We start from the raw sequence: 17,603 nt of genomic DNA, 5'->3' as shown, positions 1-17,603 counted from the left end.
CTGGAGCGAGGCGCGCATGATCGACGTCCTCGTCGCCGACGACGAGAAGCCGGCGCTCGACGAGCTCGTGCACCTGCTGCGCACCGACGAGCGCGTCGGCGAGATCCTCACCGCGACCTCCGGCGCCGACGCGCTGCGGCAGCTCTCCGAGCGTGCGGTGCGCATCGCCTTCCTCGACATCCACATGCCCGGGCTGCTGGGCACCGACCTCGCGCGGTCGCTGCTCGCGCTCGCCGCCCCGCCGGCCGTCGTCTTCGTGACGGCCGATGAGGCCAGGGCCGTCGAGGCCTTCGAGCTGCGCGCCGTCGACTACCTGCTGAAGCCGGTGCGGGCAGAGCGGCTGCGTCGTTCGATCGACCGCGTCGTCGAGCTCGGCGACGCCGCGGCATCCGGCGATGACGAGATGCTGCCGGTCACGGTCGGGTCGATCGTGCGGTTCGTGCGCCGCAGCGAGGTGCGGTGGGTGCAGGCGCAGGGCGACTACTCGCGACTGCACACGGGCGACGGACTCGGGCATCTCGTCCGCGTGCCGATCTCGGAGCTCGAGACGCGATGGGCTGATGCCGGATTCCTGCGCATCCATCGATCGTCGCTCGTGCGGACATCCGCCGTCACCGAGGTGCGACTGTCGGGCGCTGAACCGTCGGTCGTGGTCGGCGACGCCGCGCTGCCGGTCAGCCGCCGACTCGTGCCGGCGGTCCGCGACGCGCTCGTCCGTGGCGAGGGCGCAGGATGACCGAGGCGCCGAAGCGCGTGCGCGTGACGGCCGATGTGCCGGCACGACGCTCGGCTCCGTTCACGCGCGGCATCGCGCTGCCCGGCTCGCCGGTCGACGAGGCGGATGCCGTGTACGCCAGAGCCCTGATGCGCAGCCAGCTGCGGCTCGCGCTCGGCACGGTCGCCGGCTTCGTGCTCGTGGTGATCGCCCTGACCCTGACGATCGCGCTGATCCCAGAGATCGGTGAACTCGTCGTGTGGGGGCTGCCGCTGTCGTGGGTGCTGCAGGCGTACGCGTTCTATCCGATCATCCTGGTGTTCGCGGTGCTGTACGTGCGCACCGCCGCGCGCAACGAGCGCCGGTACCGTGCGCTGCGGGACCGCGAATGAACGCCGTGATGGACCTGGTCGGCGTCGCGCTCGTCGTGATCGCGACCCTGCTCATCGGCGTCTACGGGCTGCGGATCTCGCGCACCACGAGCGACTTCTTCGTCGCCTCCCGAACGGTGCGACCGGTGTGGAACGCCTCGGCCATCAGCGGCGAGTACCTCTCGGCCGGCACCTTCCTCGGACTCTCCGGCCTGGTGCTGCTCGACGGTGCCCGCGGGTTCTGGTTCCCGATCGGCTACGCGGCCGGGTATCTGCTCGTGCTCGCCTTCGTCGCCGCTCCGCTCCGCCGCAGCGGCGCGTACACGATCCCCGACTTCATGGAGGCGCGGCTGGAGTCCACCTCGGCGCGCCGGGTCACGAGCATCGCGGTGCTCATCATCGGCTGGCTGTACATCGTGCCGCAGCTGCACGGCGCCGGCATCACGCTGCTGGTCGTGGCCGGCGTGCCAGAGTGGGTCGGCGCCGTCACGGTCGCGGTGCTGGTCGCCGCAGCGGTGGCGGCTGGCGGCATGCGTGCCATCACCTACGTGCAGGCATTCCAGTACTGGCTCAAGCTCACGGCGCTCCTGGTGCCTGTCGTGTGCATCGCGTTCGCGCTGAGCGGCGGGCCGCACGACTTCGACCCGGCGCTCGTGTTCCCGGCCGAGGCGGGGCCCTCCGGGTTCGACGCCTACGAGACCGCATCCCTGCTGCTCGCACTGCTGCTCGGCACGATGGGACTCCCGCACGTGCTCGTGCGGTTCTACACGAGCCCGACCGGGGTGTCGGCCCGACGGACGACCGTGATCGTGATCGCGATGGTCAGTGCGTTCTACGCCGTCTCGAGCACCATGGGCCTGCTCGCCCGGATCGCGGCTCCCGACCTCGCGGTGCCTGGCATCGCCGACACCGTCGTGCTGCTCCTGCCGTCGCGCGTCTTCCCCGGCGTGTTCGGCGAGCTGCTCACGGCGCTGATCGTTGCCGGGGCGTTCGCGGCGTTCCTGGCGACCTCGGCCGGACTCGTGGTGTCGCTCGCCGGCGTGATCAGCCAGGACGTGTTCTCCGGCTCGGTCCGCTCGTTCCGGCTCTCGGCCGTGCTCTGCGCCCTCGTGCCGCTCGCGGTCGCCCTGCTCACGGCCCCCGCAGGACTCGGCTCGAGCGTCGGCGTCGTGTTCGTGGTGGCGGCCTCGACGCTCTCGCCGGTGGTGCTGCTCGGCGTCTGGTGGCGCGGGCTCACCGCACGCGGAGCGGTCGCCGGCATGGTGTCCGGCGGCCTGGCCGCCGGCCTCGCGCTGCTCGTGCACGCGCTGATCGACGGTGTCGGGGCGGCAGCGCCCTATCTCGCGCAGCCCGCCGCGTGGACGATCCCGCTCGCCGCGGGGGTCACGGTCGCGGTCTCGCTGCTCGATCCGCGCGGTCCGTCGACGCGCACCGACCGGTTCCTGGCGCGCGTGCACACGCCGGAGCGGGCCTGAGCGGCAGCATCCAGGACCGCGTCAGAGTGTGCGGCTGCGCGGCATCAGCCGAACCGGGGGCAGCGGCGGGGCCGGGATGCGCACGTCGTGACCGTCGACCGTTCCGAACCGGGCGGACTCGGCCTCCCACTCCTCGCGAGCCGCGACGATCTCCTCGTGCGTGCGTCCGGCGAAGTTCCACCACATCACGATCTCGTCCTCGAACGGCTCGCCGCCGAGGACGAACAGCAGCGCACCCTCGGTCGTGGAGACCTCGACCTCGTCGCGCGAGTCGCCGAGATACAGGAGCCCGTTGCGATCGAGCAGATGCTCCGCCACCACGACATCGCCATCGCCATCGACGAGCATCAGGGCGTGCTCCCACTCGGGGCGCAGCGGCAGCCGAACCGTCGATCCGGCCGCCAGCACGATCTCGGCGCCGACGATCGGCGTGTGCACGGTGGCGGGGGAGCGCACGCCGGCGAACTCGCCGAGCACGACGGTGGCCTCGGCATCCGTCCCTGCAACAGCCGTCACCGTGAGGGTCGGCAGGTCGGTGTGCCGCTCGAACCCTGCCTCGCCGTGGCGAGCCGACTCCGGCAGCACGACCCAGAACTGCAGCGCATCGAGAGGGATCGGCTCGTCGCCGATCGAATACTCCGAGTGCGAGATGCCGTTGCCGGCCGTCATCAGGTTCAGCTGGCCGCGGCGCAGGTCCGCGTCGCTGCCGAGCGAGTCGCGGTGGCGGATCTCGCCGACGAGCGGCCAGGTCACGGTCTGCAGCCCGATGTGCGGATGCGGCTCGACGCGCATCCGGGTGTCGGCAGGACCGAAGCGGTCGAGGAAGCACCAGGCGCCGATCGTCGGCAGGTTGCGATGCGGCAGCGCTCGCAGCACCGTCATCCCGCGGACTCCGCCGAGCGGCACCTCGCGGGGTTCGAGGAGCAGGCGGCGCGCGCCGATCATTCCGGGTCTTCGGTGGTCGTGGCTGAGCGCTTCGGCCAGCGGATCTCCGCGCCCTCGATCTCGTGCGTCTCGAGGTACTTCGCGATGTACGGGCACAGCGGCACGATCGCATGGTCGGATGCCGCAGCATCCGCGAGTGCGTAGGCGGCGAGCTTGCCCGCGAGGCCCTGCCCCTGGAACGCGGGGTCGACCTCGGTGTGCGTGAAGCGCACAGCGCCAGGGCGCAGCTCGAACTCCGCGAACCCCGCGAGCACGTCGTCGGAGCGGATCTCGTAGCGCGAGGTGTCGTCGTTGCGGGTGATGGTGACAGCGGTCATCGGATGCTCCTTCGATCGTCTCCGCTTAACCTACGCCCGCCCCGGGCGGCGGGGGCGGCGCCGGCGGTGGACGGGTCGGCGCGAAGGTGGGCGGGGGTCGTTACGCTGGAGGGATGCCGCAGACTCCCCGTGACCCGTACGCAGGATGGGTCCCTGAGCCTGTCGACGGGTACGCCGACGAACCGTACGACGACGGCTGGGAGCCGTCAGAGCCGCCGGAGCCGATGGACTGGGAGCCGCAGGGAGCGGGCTTCGAGCCGCCGCTGGACTGGGGCCCCGGTCCGGTGACGCCGGTGACCGCGGCATCCGCTCGTCCGGCATCATCCCGGCCGGCCGGGGTGCCTGCTGCTGCGCGCAGGGCGACGCCGAGTCGGTACCCGACCGCCGGTGCGGCTCTGCACACCGTCTTCGGCTACGACGAGTTCCGCGGCGATCAGGCGGCGATCGTCGACCAGGTGATCGCCGGCGGCGATGCGGTCGTGCTGATGCCCACCGGTGGCGGCAAGAGCATCACGTACCAGGTGCCGGCGCTCGTGCGCGAGGGCACCGGCCTCGTGATCAGCCCGCTGATCGCCCTCATGCATGATCAGGTCGATGCGCTGCGCGCCAACGGCGTCAGTGCCGCGTACCTCAACTCGACGCAGTCGATCGACGAGCGGCGCGAAGTCGAGCGGGCGTACGTCGCCGGCGAGCTCGACCTCATCTACGTCGCGCCCGAGCGGCTGTCGAGCCCGCAGACCACCGCGCTGCTGCAGCGCGGCACGCTCAGCGTGATCGCGATCGATGAAGCGCACTGCGTCTCGCAGTGGGGCCACGACTTCCGCCCCGACTACCTCGCGCTCGGCGACCTGGGCGAGCGGTTCCCCGGGGTGCCGCGCATGGCGCTGACGGCCACCGCGACCCGCGCGACGCACCAGGAGCTCACCGAGCGCCTGCGCCTCGACACCGCGAAGCACTTCGTCGCGAGCTTCGACCGTCCGAACATCCAGTACCGGATCGTGCCGAAGGTCGATCCCCGCAAGCAGCTCGTCGCGTTCATCAAGGCGCAGGAGCCTGGCGCAGCCGGCATCGTCTACGCGCTCAGCCGCAAGTCCGTCGAGCAGACCGCGACCTATCTCGCGGCGCAGGGCCTCGACGCGCTCCCGTACCACGCCGGGCTTCCCGCCGAGGTGCGGCAGGCGAACCAGTCGCGCTTCCTCCGCGAGGACGGCGTCGTCATGGTCGCGACGATCGCCTTCGGCATGGGCATCGACAAGCCCGATGTGCGTTTCGTCGCCCACATCGACCTGCCGAAATCGGTCGAGGGCTACTACCAGGAGACCGGTCGTGCGGGCCGAGACGGCCAGCCAGCCGTCGGGTGGATGGCGTACGGACTCGGCGACGTCGTGCAGCAGCGCCGGCTCATCGACCAGAGCCCGGGCGACCGCACGTTCAAGATGCGGATGGGCCAGCACCTCGACGCGATGCTCGCGCTCTGCGAGACCGTGGAGTGCCGCCGGCAGAACCTGCTCGGCTACTTCGGACAGGAGTCGCAGCCGTGCGGCAACTGCGACACGTGCCTGGAGGACACGGCCACCTTCGACGGGCTCGTCCCGGCGCAGAAGCTGCTGTCCACGATCGTGCGGCTGAAGCGCGAGCGCAATCAGTCCTTCGGCGCTGGACACCTGATCGACATCCTCCGCGGCGCATCGACCGAGCGCATCCGGCAGCAGGGCCACGAGAAGCTCGCGACCTACGGCATCGGCGCCGACCTGTCGGACCAGGACTGGCGGAGCGTCGTGCGGCAGCTGCTCGCCCGCGGCATCCTCGTCGCCCAGGGCGATTACGGCACCCTCGCTCCCGGTGAGCAGTCCGCGGGTGTGCTTCGCGGCGAGACCCCGGTGCCGCTGCGCAAGGACACGATCGGCCGCGCGACCACGACTCGCGCCCGCAAGGCATCGGCGGCGGATGCGCTGGGCGAGGGCGATCGTCCGCTGTTCGAGGCGCTGCGGGTGTGGCGTGCCGAGACCGCGAAGGCGCAGGGCGTCCCCGCGTACATCGTGTTCGGCGACGCGACGCTGCGTGCACTCGCCGAGCACCGCCCGGCATCCCTCGCCGACCTCGAGGGCATCACCGGCATCGGTGCGAAGAAGCGCGAGGCGTACGGTGACGGCGTGCTCGCGGTGGTCGCCGCGAACTGAGGATTCGTCGCGCGCGAGCTGAGTGCTGCGTCGCGCCCGGTGCGTGACCGGCCTGCGGGTGAAGCCTGCGTGACCGGCAGGCCGCTGCGGCGTGCCGCGCGGGAGGAGGTGTCACGTGTGGCCGCTTCGCGCGTGCGGATGCGGCAATCTGCGCCCCCCTCCCGGCGGGGAGGTGTCGCGAATGGTCGGCTCGAACGAGTCGATGCGGCCATCTGTGACACCTGCCCGGCGGCGCACGCGCGAGCGAGCCTCGGTGGATCAGTCCAGGACCTGTGCACGGGCAGGTCCAGCGACCCGGCTCAGCGCGCCGGCAGGACGTCCTCGAGGTGCGCGCGCAGCTGTGCGGCGGTGTCGACGGCATCCCGGTCGTACAGCCACTGGTACTGCAGGCCGTCCCACAGCGCGATGAGCCAGACCGCCTCGTGCGCCGGGTCGCGGTGCTCCGGGAGATCGCCGTCGACCTGCGCCAGCCGGAACAGCTCCGTGAAGTAGCCGATCGCATCAGCGAACCGCGTCTCGAAGTACTCGTGGGCCGGATGGCCCGCCGGCACCGCCTCGCACGAGAGCACGGCGTAGACCTCGATCAGGCCGGGCTCGTCGCTCGCACTGTGCGCAGCGCCCTCCGGGAGGCTGCGCAGCAGATCGGCCGCCGAGGCGGGCGCGACCACGGCCTGGTGCACACCGATCGCACTGTCGCGCTCGGCGAGCACGGCGCTGAGCAGCGCCTCCTTCGAGGCGTAGTGGTGCAGGAGTGTCGACTTCGAGACGCCGACCGCGTCCGCGATGTCGCGCAGGCTCGTGTCGCCGTACCCGTCACGTGCGAACAGGCGCATCGCGTCGGCGACGATCTGCACCCGCCGACGTCGACCGACCGCATAGCCGGGGTCGCCCTCGGGGGCCGGCGTGGTGAACACCGGCGGGAGCGGCCCCGCCGGTGTACCTCCGGACGGCACGTCGTCCGGATCCCGCCAGCCGAGCGGCAGCGCCCACAGGCTCTCCCGCTCCTCGAGCATCTCGACCACGTCGACCCGGTCCGGCAGGTACTGCGAGAGCAGCTGCAGACCGTCCCAGCCGGCGGTGTGCCGCACGGTCTCGCCCTCGACGTCGCGATCATCGGCGACCACCCCGTGGTACTTGGCGTCCTCGAGGACGTCGGCGCTGAGTCTGCGCAGGCGGGCGTAGCGCTCCCGCATACGTCCGTGTGCCGGGTGCCCTGGGGCGGATGCTTCGCCGGTGAGCGCCGCGAACAGCTCGAGGTATCCCTCGGTGCGGGCGTTGCGCTCGGCGAGCGCGGCGAAGATGAGTTCGCCGGGTTCAGCCGCTGCGGCCAGCCCGTTCGACACGGCCTCATTGTCGGCCTCGAGCTCGGCGACGACCTCGGCGAGCAGTTCCTCCTTGGAGGGGAAGTGGCCGAGGAGCCCTGGATGGCTCACGGATGCCGCGGCTGCGATGTCGCGCAGCGACGTCGAACGATAGCCGTTGCTGACGAACAGGTCGTGCGCGGCGGTGAGGATGCGCTGCCGGGTGGCGGCGGCGCGATCGTGCCGTGAGCCCGTCGGCGTCATGGTCGTCATCGCATCCTCCTCCTGCATCCATTCTCGCTGATTACCAAGCGGTCTGTATTCACTTACCAATCGGTCGACTTTGGTGTATCTTCATCTCAGCGCCGCGTTCGCCCGATGACGTGCGGCATTTCGAAAGGGACCTCATGACAGAGCTGTCATCCGCCGCGAGTGCGGCCGCGGTCGGCACCACCGGCTTCAAACTGCCCGGGACGACGCCGCCCCGCACGCCCCGCGGCTACACCCCGGGCCTCGCCGCCGTGAACTTCGGCGTCTACCTCGCACTGCTCACCCCCGTGATGGTGTCGATGGCCTTCAAGATCCAGCACATCGATCCGACCAACACCGAGGGCAGTCTCGGACTCGTGATGGGTGTCGGCGCCGCCTTCGCCCTCATTGCCAACCCGCTCGTCGGCCGTCTCTCCGACCGCACCACCTCGCGCTGGGGCATGCGTCGCCCCTGGATCCTCGGCGGCGCGATCGTCGGCCTCGGCGGCTTCGCGATCATCGGCGCGGCGACGTCCATCTGGATGGTGCTCCTCGCCTGGTGCCTCGTGCAGACCTCGATGAACGCGGTGCTGGCGGCGGCCAACGCCACGCTCCCGGACCAGGTGCCGGTGCGCAGCCGCGGCAAGGTGTCCGGCATCGTCGGCATCACGACCCCGATCGGCATCCTCGCCGGCAGCTTCCTGGTGAACTTCCTCCCCGGCGACTTCGAGCGCTTCGTGGTCCCCGGTGTGATCGCGCTGATCCTCGTGATCGTCTTCGTCCTGAGCCTGAAGGACCGCGTCCTCACCGAGAAGCCCGCTGAGCGCTTCACGGTCGGCATGTTCTTCGGCTCGTTCGTCTTCAACCCCCGCAAGCACCCCGACTTCGGCTGGACCTGGCTGACGAAGTTCTTCGTGATGTTCGGCTACGCCGGCATCGCGACCTTCCTGCCGCTGTACCTCGTGACGAAGTTCCAGCTCGACGAGCAGGGCGCGGTCGGCACGATCCTGCTCGCCAATCTCGCCTCGATGGCCGCGATGGCGATCTCGTCCCCGCTCGGCGGATTCCTCTCCGACAAGCTCGGCAAGCGCCGTCCGTTCGTCGCGATCGCCGGGGTGATCATGGTCGTCGGCCTCGTGATCCTCGCCGTCGCCCCCGACGTCACGACGGTCATCATCGCGCAGGCGATCATCGGCCTCGGCGCCGGCTCCTTCCTCTCGGTCGACCTCGCGCTCGCCACCGAGGTGCTGCCCAACCCCGACGACGTCGCGAAGGACCTCGGCGTCCTCAACATCGCCAACGCGCTGCCCCAGTCGATCGCACCGGCGATCGCCCCCGGCATCATCGCGCTCGGGGCGGCGACGCCGCTCGGCGGCTACACCACCTGGTACCTGTTCGGAGCGCTCGTCGCGCTCGCCGGTGCCGTGCTCGTCTACCGCATCAAGGGAGTCAAGTGACCATGACGGACACCACCACAACGACCCGCCCGTGGCTCGACACCGAGCTGCCCGTCGACGAGCGCGTGCAGCTGCTGCTCGACGAGATGACGATCGAGGAGAAGGCCGGTCTCTTCTTCCACACGATGATCGCGATCGGCGACCTCGACGAGCCGAACCCGATCTTCGGCACGCCGAGCGCTCGCGAGTTCATCGACGTCAAGCAGATGACCCACTTCAATCTGCTCGGCGCTGCCCCCACCGGTCGCGAGATCGCGGCGTGGCAGAACGCGCTGCAGGACCTGGCGGCATCCACCCGACTCGGCATCCCCGTGACGCTGTCGACCGATCCGCGGCACTCGTTCAGCGAGAACCCCGGCGCCTCGATCCTCGCCGGCCCGTTCTCGCAGTGGCCCGAGACGCTCGGGCTCGCGGCGACGCGCGACGAGGCGCTCGTGGAGCGCTTCGCCGACATCGCCCGACAGGAGTACACCGCGGTCGGGCTGCGCGTCGCGCTGCACCCCCAGGTCGACCTCGCCACCGAGCCGCGTTGGGCGCGCCAGACGGCGACCTTCGGTGAGGATGCCGAGCTGTCGGGCGCGCTCGGCGCGGCATACATCCGCGGCTTCCAGGGCGCGTCGTTCGGTCCTGGTTCGGTCTCGACGATGACGAAGCACTTCCCCGGCGGCGGTGCGCAGAAGGACGGCGAGGACCCGCACTTCCCGTACGGCCGAGAGCAGGTGTACCCGGGCGGCCGGTTCGAGCTGCACCTGCAGCCGTTCGAGGACGCGCTCGCCGCCGGCACACGCCAGATGATGCCCTACTACGGCATGCCGGTCGGAACCGAGTACGAGGAGGTCGGCTTCGGCTTCAACAAGTCCGTCATCACCGGGCTGTTGCGCGAGCGGTATGGCTTCGACGGGCTGGTCTGCACGGACTGGGGCCTGATCAACGACTCCGAGATCTTCGGTCAGCCGTTCCCCGCGCGAGCGTGGGGCGTCGAGGAGCTGTCGCCACGCGAGCGGATGAAGAAGGTGCTGGATGCCGGCGCCGACCAGTTCGGCGGCGAGGACTGCCCCGAGCTGCTGCTCGAGCTCATCGCCGACGGTGAGATCAGCGAGGAGCGCATCGACGTCTCGGCCCGACGGCTGCTGCGCGAGAAGTTCGAGCTCGGACTGTTCGAGAACCCCTTCGTGGATGCGGATGCCGCGGACGAGATCGTCGGAAGCGCGGAGTTCCGGGCAGCGGGTGAAGAGGCGCAGCGCGCGTCGATCACGGTGCTCGCGAACGGCGGGGCGCTGCCGTTCAGGCGCGGGCTGAAGCTGTACGTCGAGGGGATCGATGCCGCCGTCGCCGCCGCATACGGCGAGGTCGTCGCGACGCCGACCGAGGCCGACCTCGCCGTGATCCGGTTGCAGGCGCCGTTCGAGGAGCGGGAGACGATGTTCGAGAACTTCTTCCACGCGGGCTCGCTCGACTTCGATGCCGACACCGTGGCGCACGTGCGTGCGGTCGCGGCGGCAGTGCCGACCGTGGTCGACGTGCTCGCCGACCGTCCGCCGATCCTCACGCAACTCGTGGACGCCGCGGCGGCGGTCACCGTGAACTGGGGCTCCTCGGGTGCAGCACTGCTCGACGTGCTCAGCGGTGCAGCACCGGCGCAGGGCAGGCTGCCGTTCGACCTGCCGCGCTCGATGGCCGCGATCGAGGCATCCGCCCCCGATGTGCCGTTCGACACCGCCGACCCGCTGTTCCGCTTCGGGCACGGTCTCTCGCTCTAGCCCCGCCCCCCCCGGTGCCGACCGGCCCCCTTGCGTGCGAGCCACCCCTTTGGCGACGTATGCAAGGGGGCCGGTCGCATGGAAGGGGGCCGCTCGGCGGATGGGGGAGCGGGCATCCTGTCGCCTGGCGACAACGGCGAGCGGGGATGTGCCGGGAGCAGGTTGGAGGAAGAGCACAGGCGACTTCGTCATGGTTTGTCGCAGACCTACCATGAGAGCATCCCTACTTCTCTTCGAGAGGAATGCTCATGGTCGACGCCGCCGTCCGCTCTTCGACGCCATCCGCCGAGCCGAACACCGCTCAGCGCACCCCGCAGATCGATGTCTCCCAGCTCACCGACAAGCTGCTCGGCACCTGGGGCGACACCCGCCGCCAGGCGCGCGAGATGATCAAGGACTCGGCGTTCTGGCGCAAGGACGAGCTCGGCAAGGACGAGCACCGCGAGCGCGTGCTGAGCCAGCTGCACCTCCTCGTCGACAACAAGGCGGTGCACCGCGCCTTCCCGAAGTCGCTCGGCGGCGAGGAGAACAACGGGGCCAACATCGCCGGCTTCGAGGAGCTCGTGGTCGCCGACCCGAGCCTGCAGATCAAGTCGGGCGTGCAGTGGGGCCTCTTCGGCTCGGCGATCCTGCAGCTCGGCACGAAGGAGCACCACGAGCAGTGGCTGCCCGGCGTCATGGACCTGTCGATCCCCGGCGCGTTCGCGATGACCGAGATCGGCCACGGCTCCGATGTCGCGGCCGTCGGCACGACCGCGACCTACGACGCGGAGACGCAGGAGTTCGTCATCAACACGCCGTTCCGCGGTGCGACGAAGGAGTACCTCGGCAACGCAGCCCTGCACGGCGTCGCGGCCACCGTCTTCGCGCAGCTGATCACGAACGGCGTGAACCACGGCGTGCACTGCTTCTACGTGCCGCTTCGCGGCGAGGACGGCGTCGACCTCCCGGGCATCGGCCGCGAGGACGACGGCCTCAAGGGCGGCCTGAACGGCATCGACAACGGACGCCTGTCGTTCGACCACGTCCGCATCCCTCGGACCAACCTGCTGAACCGCTACGGCGACGTCGCCGCGGACGGCACGTACTCCAGCGCGATCGACAGCCCCGGCCGCCGCTTCTTCACGATGCTCGGCACCCTGGTGCAGGGCCGTGTGTCTCTCGACGGTGCGGCCTCGTGGGCATCCGCGCTCGGACTCCAGATCGCGATCACCTACGCCTCGCAGCGCCGCCAGTTCGACGGCGTCGACGGGCACGAGGTGGTGCTGCTCGACTACGGCAAGCACCAGCGCCGTCTGCTGCCGCGTCTCGCGACGACGTACGCGCAGATCTTCGCGCACGACGAGTTCCTGCAGAAGTTCGACGGCGTCTTCTCCGGCCGCACCGACACCCCGGACGACCGCGAAGACCTCGAGACGCTGGCTGCCGCGCTGAAGCCGCTGTCGACCTGGCATGCGCTCGACACCCTGCAGGAGGCACGCGAGGCCTGCGGCGGTGCCGGGTTCATGTTCGAGAACCGCCTCGTCGGACTCCGCGCCGACCTCGACATCTACGTCACGTTCGAGGGCGACAACAACGTGCTGCTGCAGCTGGTCGGCAAGCGTCTGCTCACCGACTACGCCAAGCAGTTCACCGGAAAGGATGCTGCGGCGCTCGCGAAGTTCGCTGTCGGGATGACGGCGGGCAAGGTGTTCCACGGAGCCGGTCTGCGTCAGCTGGGTCAGGCGTTCGCCGACCTCGGCCAGGTGTCGCGCTCGGTCGAGAACGGCCTCCGCGAGGAGCAGCAGCACGCGCTCCTCGCCGGACGAGTGCAGCAGATGGTGTCCGACATCGCCGGGCGCCTGCGACCTGGCGCGAAGGACAGGGCGCTGGGCTCCCGACTGTTCAACGAGAACCAGGCCGAGCTCATCGAGGCCGCCCGTGCGCACGGCGAACTGCTGCAGTGGGAGGCGTTCACCGACGCCGTGCACACGATCACCGATGCCGACACGAAGCAGGTGCTCACCTGGCTCCGCGACCTCTTCGGGCTGCAGCTGATCGAGAAGCACCTGGCCTGGCACCTGATCAACGGTCGTCTGTCGACGCAGCGAGCCGCAGCGGTGTCGAGCTACATCGACCGCCTGTGCGCGCGGCTGCGTCCGCACGCGCTCGACCTCGTGGAGGCGTTCGGCTACGAGCCGGAGCACGTGCGCGCGCCGATCGCCTCCGGCATCGAGCAGCAGCGCCAGGACGAGGCCCGCGCGTACTACGCCGACCTCGCGGCGTCAGGCTCCGCCCCGATCCAGGAGAAGGCGCTGAAGGCCAGGAAGCGCTGACCTCGGCGTTCACGATGCAGTGATCCCGCCCCGAGCCGCTGCGTTCGGGGCGGGATTCGTGTGCGGTGCAGGCGGTCTCGCTGAATCCCGCACATGAACTCCCCGTGTAGCGTCGATCCGGCGCCGGCCGCGGCGCATGATCGAGAGCAGGGAGCACCCGAATGACCACCGTCACCGCCTATGCCGCACCGAGCGAGGCAGCGCCCCTCGAGAAGACGACGATCGAACGCCGCGAGCTCGGGCCGCACGACGTGCTGATCGACATCGCCTACGCCGGCATCTGCCACTCCGACATCCACACCGTCCGCGGTGACTGGGGTCCGCAGCACTACCCGCTCGCACCGGGGCACGAGATCGCCGGTACCGTCGCGGCGGTCGGCACCGAGGTGACGAAGCACGCGGTCGGCGACCGGGTCGGGGTCGGGTGCCTCGTGAACTCCTGCGGCGAGTGCCGCAACTGCCTTCGCGGCGACGAGCAGTTCTGCACGCAGGGTGCGGTCTTCACCTACGGCGGCACGGACCGCGACGGCACGATCACCCAGGGCGGCTACTCGCAGCAGGTCGTGGTCACCGAGGGCTTCGCGCTGCGCATCCCCGACGGGCTCGCCCTCGATGTCGCGGCGCCGCTGCTGTGCGCCGGCATCACGACCTACTCGCCGCTGCGGCACTGGAACGTCGGACCGGGCACCAGGGTGGCGGTCGTCGGCCTCGGCGGTCTCGGCCACATGGGCGTGCAGATCGCGCACGCGATGGGGGCAGAGGTCACGGTGCTCTCGCAGACCCTGAACAAGAAGGACGACGGGCTGCGGCTCGGCGCCGACCACTACTTCGCGACCGGCGACTCGGAGACGTTCCGCGACCTGCGTTCGTCGTTCGACGTGATCCTCAACACGGTCAGCGCCGTCGTCGATCTGCGCGCATACCTCGGGCTGCTCGACGTCGGCGGCACGATGATCTGCGTCGGAGCCCCCGCCGAGCCGCTGCCGGTGCAGGTCATGTCGCTGATCGGCGGTCGCCGTTCGCTGGCCGGCTCGAACATCGGCGGCATCCAGGAGACCCAGGAGATGCTCGACTTCTGCGCCGAGCACGGCATCGGCGCCGAGATCGAGGTCATCCCGGCCTCCGAGATCAACGCCGCCTACGACCGGGTGCTCGCCTCTGACGTGCGGTACCGCTTCGTGATCGACGCCTCGACCTTCGAGGACTGAGACGACGACTGGAGGCTGCGGGGGTGCCGACCAGCACCCCCGCAGCTCCGCGCCATCCGACCAGCGTCAGCCGACCAGCGTCAGCCGACGAGGACCTCGGCGCCGGTCATGCGTGCCACGAGATGCGGTGCGAGCGGAGCATCCGTGGCGAGCACGACGCGGACCGTCGCGCCGGGCTGATCCACCGGTCCACGGCGCTGGCCCCTGAGATCGCAGATCACCTGACCGCGTGCCGGTCCCTGCGAGGTGTCGACCACGACGTCGACGGCCGGCGCGTTCGTGGCGGTGATCCCGCCGACCGCGATCGCCGCGGCGAGGGGATCGTGCAGGGCGCTGCAGCGATCGCCGTAGGTCTCGACGTAGAAGTCGAAGTAGAAGTCGAGCATCGCCCCCACCGTCTTCGCCAGCGGCGCATCCGAGGCCAGCAGGGCTGCGCGATCCTGCTCGTCGAACACGTTCTCCATCGTCACGTCCAGCGGCACCAGCGTGACCGGCCAGTCCGCCGCGAGCGTCGCGGACGCGGCCTCCGGGTCGTTGCCGATGTTCGCCTCGGCGACCGGGGTGATGTTGCCCGGTACGAGTGCGGCGCCGCCCATCGCGGTGACCTGCGCCACCCTCGACGGCAGGGTCGGGTCGAGTTCGAGCGCCGTCGCGATGTTCGTCAGCGGGCCGACCGTGATCACCTCGAGCGTGCCCCGGTGCTCGTGCGAGAGCCGGATCAGCATCTGCGCCGCGCTCTCCTGCTCCGCTGCTCGCGCTGCGACCGGCAGGTCGACCTCGCCGATGCCGTTGTCGCCGTGCACGTGCGGGGCGCCGCCGTCGAAGGGGTGCGAGAGGAAATCGTGTGCGCCGATGGCCACCGGCACGTCGGTTCGGCCGGCGAGCTCGAGCAGTGCGAGCGTGTTGACTGCCGCCTGCGCGGCGCTGGTGTTCCCGCTGACGGTGCCGATGCCGACCAGCTCGATCTCCGGAGAGGCGAGGAGGTAGGCGAGGGCGAGCGAGTCGTCGATGCCGGTGTCGCAGTCGAAGTAGACGGGACGGGTGGGGGTGAAGGTCATGAGGTGCTCCGGTGGTCGGGAGGGCGGCCGCGGGTGCGGCCGCCCCGTCGGTCAGTCCGCTGCGGGAGTCCGCGTCGTGATGAGGAAACTGGTGAAGAGGGCACGGTCGTCCGCGAGGCGCTGATGCTGCTGGAGGAGGACGGGCTCATCATCACGCGCCGTGGCATCGGCCGATTCGTCGCCGACGACCTCCCTCGGGTGGGCCTCGAGGAGCTGCGGCCGTTGGAGCAGGCGCTCTCCGACGGAGAGGACGACGTCGTCGTCCGCACGGTCAGCTTCGAGCTGCAGTCCACCACCGACTTCACCTCCAGCAAGCTCGCCCTGGACCCCGCGGCGAACACCTGGTTCCGCGAAGCCGTCGTCGAGCGGCACGGTGAACCCGTCGCCATCCTGCAGGAGCATCTGCCGGCAGGACGCTATCTGAGCGACATCAGCCAGGAGCTCGCCGACGGACTGGATGCTGCGGCGGCATCGTCGTCGAGCGTGCTGGCGGCGCTGCGCGAGCAGACGAGCGTCGTCTTCGACTCGGCGGTGTGCGAGATCACCGTCAACGTCGTCGGCACCTCCCGCGGTGCGCTGCTCGGTCTCGGCGCCTCCGATCCCGTGCTCATCCTCACCCAGACCGTGACGACCGGGGGCGTGCCGGTCTACCTCGCCAAGTGCATCGTCTCGTCGAGAGTCGGTCACCTCTCCGTCGTCCAGACCACCACCTGAATGCGAGCCGTCGTGCAGAACCCTCTCTCCCTCACCATCGTCGGCAGCATCAACGTCGACCTCACGGCGCGTGCCGATCGTCTTCCCCAGGCCGGCGAGACCGTCGGCGGCGGCCGGCTGGTCCGCGAAGCGGGTGGGAAGGGCGCCAACCAGGCTGCGGCGGCCGCCCGGCTCGGCGCCACCGTCCGGATGATCGGCGCAGTCGGTACCGACGGTGACGGTGCATGGATGCGATCGGAGCTCGACGCGGCCGGTGTCGACACGAGCGGCATCGCGGTCAGCGAGGAGCCGACCGGCGTCGCCCTGATCGTCGTCGATCGAGAGGGTGAGAACCAGATCGCCGTCTGCGAGGGGGCGAACGGCGACATCGATCTCGACGGCATCGTCTTCGCGCCGGGTGAGGCCGTGCTCGCACAACTCGAGATCTCGATCGACCTCGTGGCCGAGCTCGCCGAGCGCGTGCAGGGCTACCTCGCCGTGAACGCTGCGCCAGCTCGGGAGCTGCCCGACGTCGTGCTCGAGCGCGCTGACCTCATCATCGTGAACGAGACCGAGTACGCGCTGATCCCGGCGCTCCGCGAGGCGAAGCGCGTTGCCGTGACCTACGGCGCCGACGGGGCTCGGCTGTTCGAATCCGGCGTCGAGGTCGCCGCGGCGCCGGCGGTCAGGACCACGGTCGAGAACACGGTCGGAGCCGGCGACGCGTTCTGCGCCGCGCTCACGATCGGCCTCGCATCAGGGGTGGCACCCGCGGATGCGCTCGCCGCCGCCTGTGCGGTCGGTGCCGCCGCCGTGGCCGATCCGCGATCGCAGCCGCTGCTCTCCTCGTACTCCAGCTACCTCCGGAGTTGAGTCCGCTCGGCGATGTCAGCCACCCCGGCTAGCCTGAGCGCATGACCTCCCTGATCACCGGCCCTGACGACCGCGCCCGCTGCGCCTGGGTGGGCGACGATGTCGAGTACCGCCGGTACCACGACGAGGAGTGGGGAACGGCGCTGCACGGCGACCGGGCGCTGTTCGAGAAGATGGCGCTCGAGGGCTTCCAGGCCGGGCTGTCGTGGATCACGATCCTGCGCAAGCGGCCGAGGTTCCGAGAGGTGTTCGCCGGGTTCGACCCCGAGCTGGTCGCCGAGTTCGATGATGCAGACATCGAACGGCTGATGGCGGATGCCGGCATCATCCGCAACCGCGCCAAGATCCTGGCCACGATCGGCAACGCGAACATCGTCCGAGGCATGGCCGAGGGCGAGCTCGACGTGCTGATGTGGTCGTTCGCGCCGGCGGCATCCGATTCCCGACCTCACTCGTTCGCAGACGTGCCCGCGGTCACAGCCGAGTCGACGGCCCTGAGCAAGGAGCTCCGCCGCCGCGGCTTCCGCTTCGTCGGTCCGACCACGATGTACGCGCTCATGCAGTCGGCCGGGATGGTCGACGACCATATCGAAGGGTGCTGGCGCGCCTGATGGATGGGCAATTCTGCCCATGCGGTGATATACCGAGCCGCGGTTAGGATAATCACGTGCGCCGTACGGCCTGAG

At 70.3% G+C, this 17,603-nt stretch carries 15 protein-coding genes; 11 read left to right on the top strand and 4 right to left on the bottom strand.

Features of this window, described 5'->3' with window-relative positions; genetic code table 11:
* Positions 1 to 16 precede the first annotated feature (16 nt).
* Genes V7Z82_RS06565 through V7Z82_RS06555 form a run of 3 tightly spaced genes read left to right on the top strand, consistent with a single transcriptional unit; the run spans position 17 to position 2,561 of the window.
* The gene (locus V7Z82_RS06565) at positions 17 to 736 is read left to right on the top strand and encodes a LytR/AlgR family response regulator transcription factor (RefSeq protein WP_334149885.1); all 720 of its coding nucleotides are present in this window, start codon (positions 17 to 19) and stop codon (positions 734 to 736) included.
* Positions 733 to 1,107 carry a heavy metal transporter gene (locus V7Z82_RS06560; RefSeq protein ID WP_334149279.1) on the top strand — a complete coding sequence of 125 codons (375 nt, stop codon included), beginning with the start codon at positions 733 to 735 and terminating at the stop codon, positions 1,105 to 1,107. The genes V7Z82_RS06565 and V7Z82_RS06560 overlap by 4 nt, the downstream gene beginning before the upstream one ends.
* Positions 1,104 to 2,561 carry a sodium/solute symporter gene (locus V7Z82_RS06555; protein ID WP_334149276.1) on the top strand — a complete coding sequence of 486 codons (1,458 nt, stop codon included), beginning with the start codon at positions 1,104 to 1,106 and terminating at the stop codon, positions 2,559 to 2,561. The genes V7Z82_RS06560 and V7Z82_RS06555 overlap by 4 nt, the downstream gene beginning before the upstream one ends.
* Before the next feature lie 21 nt (positions 2,562 to 2,582).
* Here the strand turns inward: V7Z82_RS06555 and V7Z82_RS06550 are convergent, their stop codons facing one another.
* Positions 2,583 to 3,506, bottom strand: a complete 924-nt coding sequence (locus V7Z82_RS06550; protein ID WP_334149274.1) for a pirin family protein — start codon at positions 3,504 to 3,506, stop codon at positions 2,583 to 2,585.
* A complete protein-coding gene (locus tag V7Z82_RS06545) occupies positions 3,503 to 3,823 on the bottom strand; it encodes a GNAT family N-acetyltransferase (protein ID WP_334149272.1) in 321 nt (106 codons plus the stop codon). Before V7Z82_RS06545 ends, V7Z82_RS06550 begins: the two co-directional genes overlap by 4 nt.
* A 113-nt stretch (positions 3,824 to 3,936) precedes the next feature.
* Between V7Z82_RS06545 and recQ the strand changes: the two genes are divergently transcribed.
* Entirely contained in the window at positions 3,937 to 6,003 is a 2,067-nt protein-coding gene (gene recQ / locus V7Z82_RS06540) for a DNA helicase RecQ (RefSeq protein ID WP_334149270.1), read from the top strand.
* Positions 6,004 to 6,302: 299 nt separating this feature from the next.
* Here recQ and V7Z82_RS06535 read toward each other — a convergent pair whose 3' ends face one another.
* Positions 6,303 to 7,577 carry a TetR/AcrR family transcriptional regulator gene (locus V7Z82_RS06535; protein ID WP_334149268.1) on the bottom strand — a complete coding sequence of 425 codons (1,275 nt, stop codon included), beginning with the start codon at positions 7,575 to 7,577 and terminating at the stop codon, positions 6,303 to 6,305.
* 134 nt (positions 7,578 to 7,711) lie between these two features.
* On the opposite strand from V7Z82_RS06535, the gene V7Z82_RS06530 reads away from it, so the two are divergent.
* The 4 genes from V7Z82_RS06530 to V7Z82_RS06515 all read left to right on the top strand — a co-directional run bounded on the left by V7Z82_RS06530 (position 7,712) and on the right by V7Z82_RS06515 (position 14,293).
* Positions 7,712 to 9,010: an MFS transporter gene (locus V7Z82_RS06530; protein ID WP_334149266.1), complete on the top strand. Its 1,299-nt coding sequence runs from the start codon at positions 7,712 to 7,714 to the stop codon at positions 9,008 to 9,010.
* Positions 9,011 to 9,012: 2 nt separating this feature from the next.
* The gene (locus tag V7Z82_RS06525) at positions 9,013 to 10,770 is read left to right on the top strand and encodes a glycoside hydrolase family 3 protein (protein ID WP_334149265.1); all 1,758 of its coding nucleotides are present in this window, start codon (positions 9,013 to 9,015) and stop codon (positions 10,768 to 10,770) included.
* A gap of 248 nt (positions 10,771 to 11,018) precedes the next feature.
* Positions 11,019 to 13,085: an acyl-CoA dehydrogenase family protein gene (locus tag V7Z82_RS06520; protein WP_334149263.1), complete on the top strand. Its 2,067-nt coding sequence runs from the start codon at positions 11,019 to 11,021 to the stop codon at positions 13,083 to 13,085.
* Positions 13,086 to 13,246: 161 nt separating this feature from the next.
* Positions 13,247 to 14,293 (top strand): NAD(P)-dependent alcohol dehydrogenase, encoded by a 1,047-nt coding sequence (locus V7Z82_RS06515; protein WP_334149261.1) that lies wholly within the window; start codon positions 13,247 to 13,249, stop codon positions 14,291 to 14,293.
* Positions 14,294 to 14,373: 80 nt separating this feature from the next.
* Here the strand turns inward: V7Z82_RS06515 and V7Z82_RS06510 are convergent, their stop codons facing one another.
* A complete protein-coding gene (locus V7Z82_RS06510; RefSeq protein WP_334149259.1) occupies positions 14,374 to 15,351 on the bottom strand; it encodes a nucleoside hydrolase in 978 nt (325 codons plus the stop codon).
* 123 nt (positions 15,352 to 15,474) lie between these two features.
* Between V7Z82_RS06510 and V7Z82_RS06505 the strand changes: the two genes are divergently transcribed.
* The 3 genes from V7Z82_RS06505 to V7Z82_RS06495 are packed head-to-tail and all read left to right on the top strand — an operon-like array spanning position 15,475 to position 17,528.
* Positions 15,475 to 16,065, top strand: coding sequence for a UTRA domain-containing protein (locus V7Z82_RS06505; RefSeq protein WP_334149257.1), 591 nt, complete (start codon positions 15,475 to 15,477; stop codon positions 16,063 to 16,065).
* 12 nt (positions 16,066 to 16,077) lie between these two features.
* Positions 16,078 to 16,917 carry a PfkB family carbohydrate kinase gene (locus V7Z82_RS06500; protein ID WP_334149255.1) on the top strand — a complete coding sequence of 280 codons (840 nt, stop codon included), beginning with the start codon at positions 16,078 to 16,080 and terminating at the stop codon, positions 16,915 to 16,917.
* A gap of 41 nt (positions 16,918 to 16,958) precedes the next feature.
* The gene (locus V7Z82_RS06495) at positions 16,959 to 17,528 is read left to right on the top strand and encodes a DNA-3-methyladenine glycosylase I (protein ID WP_334149253.1); all 570 of its coding nucleotides are present in this window, start codon (positions 16,959 to 16,961) and stop codon (positions 17,526 to 17,528) included.
* Positions 17,529 to 17,603: the final 75 nt, after the last annotated feature.

It is taken from the genome of Microbacterium sp. (assembly GCF_036823965.1).
Classification (GTDB): domain Bacteria; phylum Actinomycetota; class Actinomycetes; order Actinomycetales; family Microbacteriaceae; genus Microbacterium.
The sequence above is the reverse complement of the archived record's forward strand: the minus strand, read 5'-3'. Positions and strand labels throughout refer to the sequence as shown.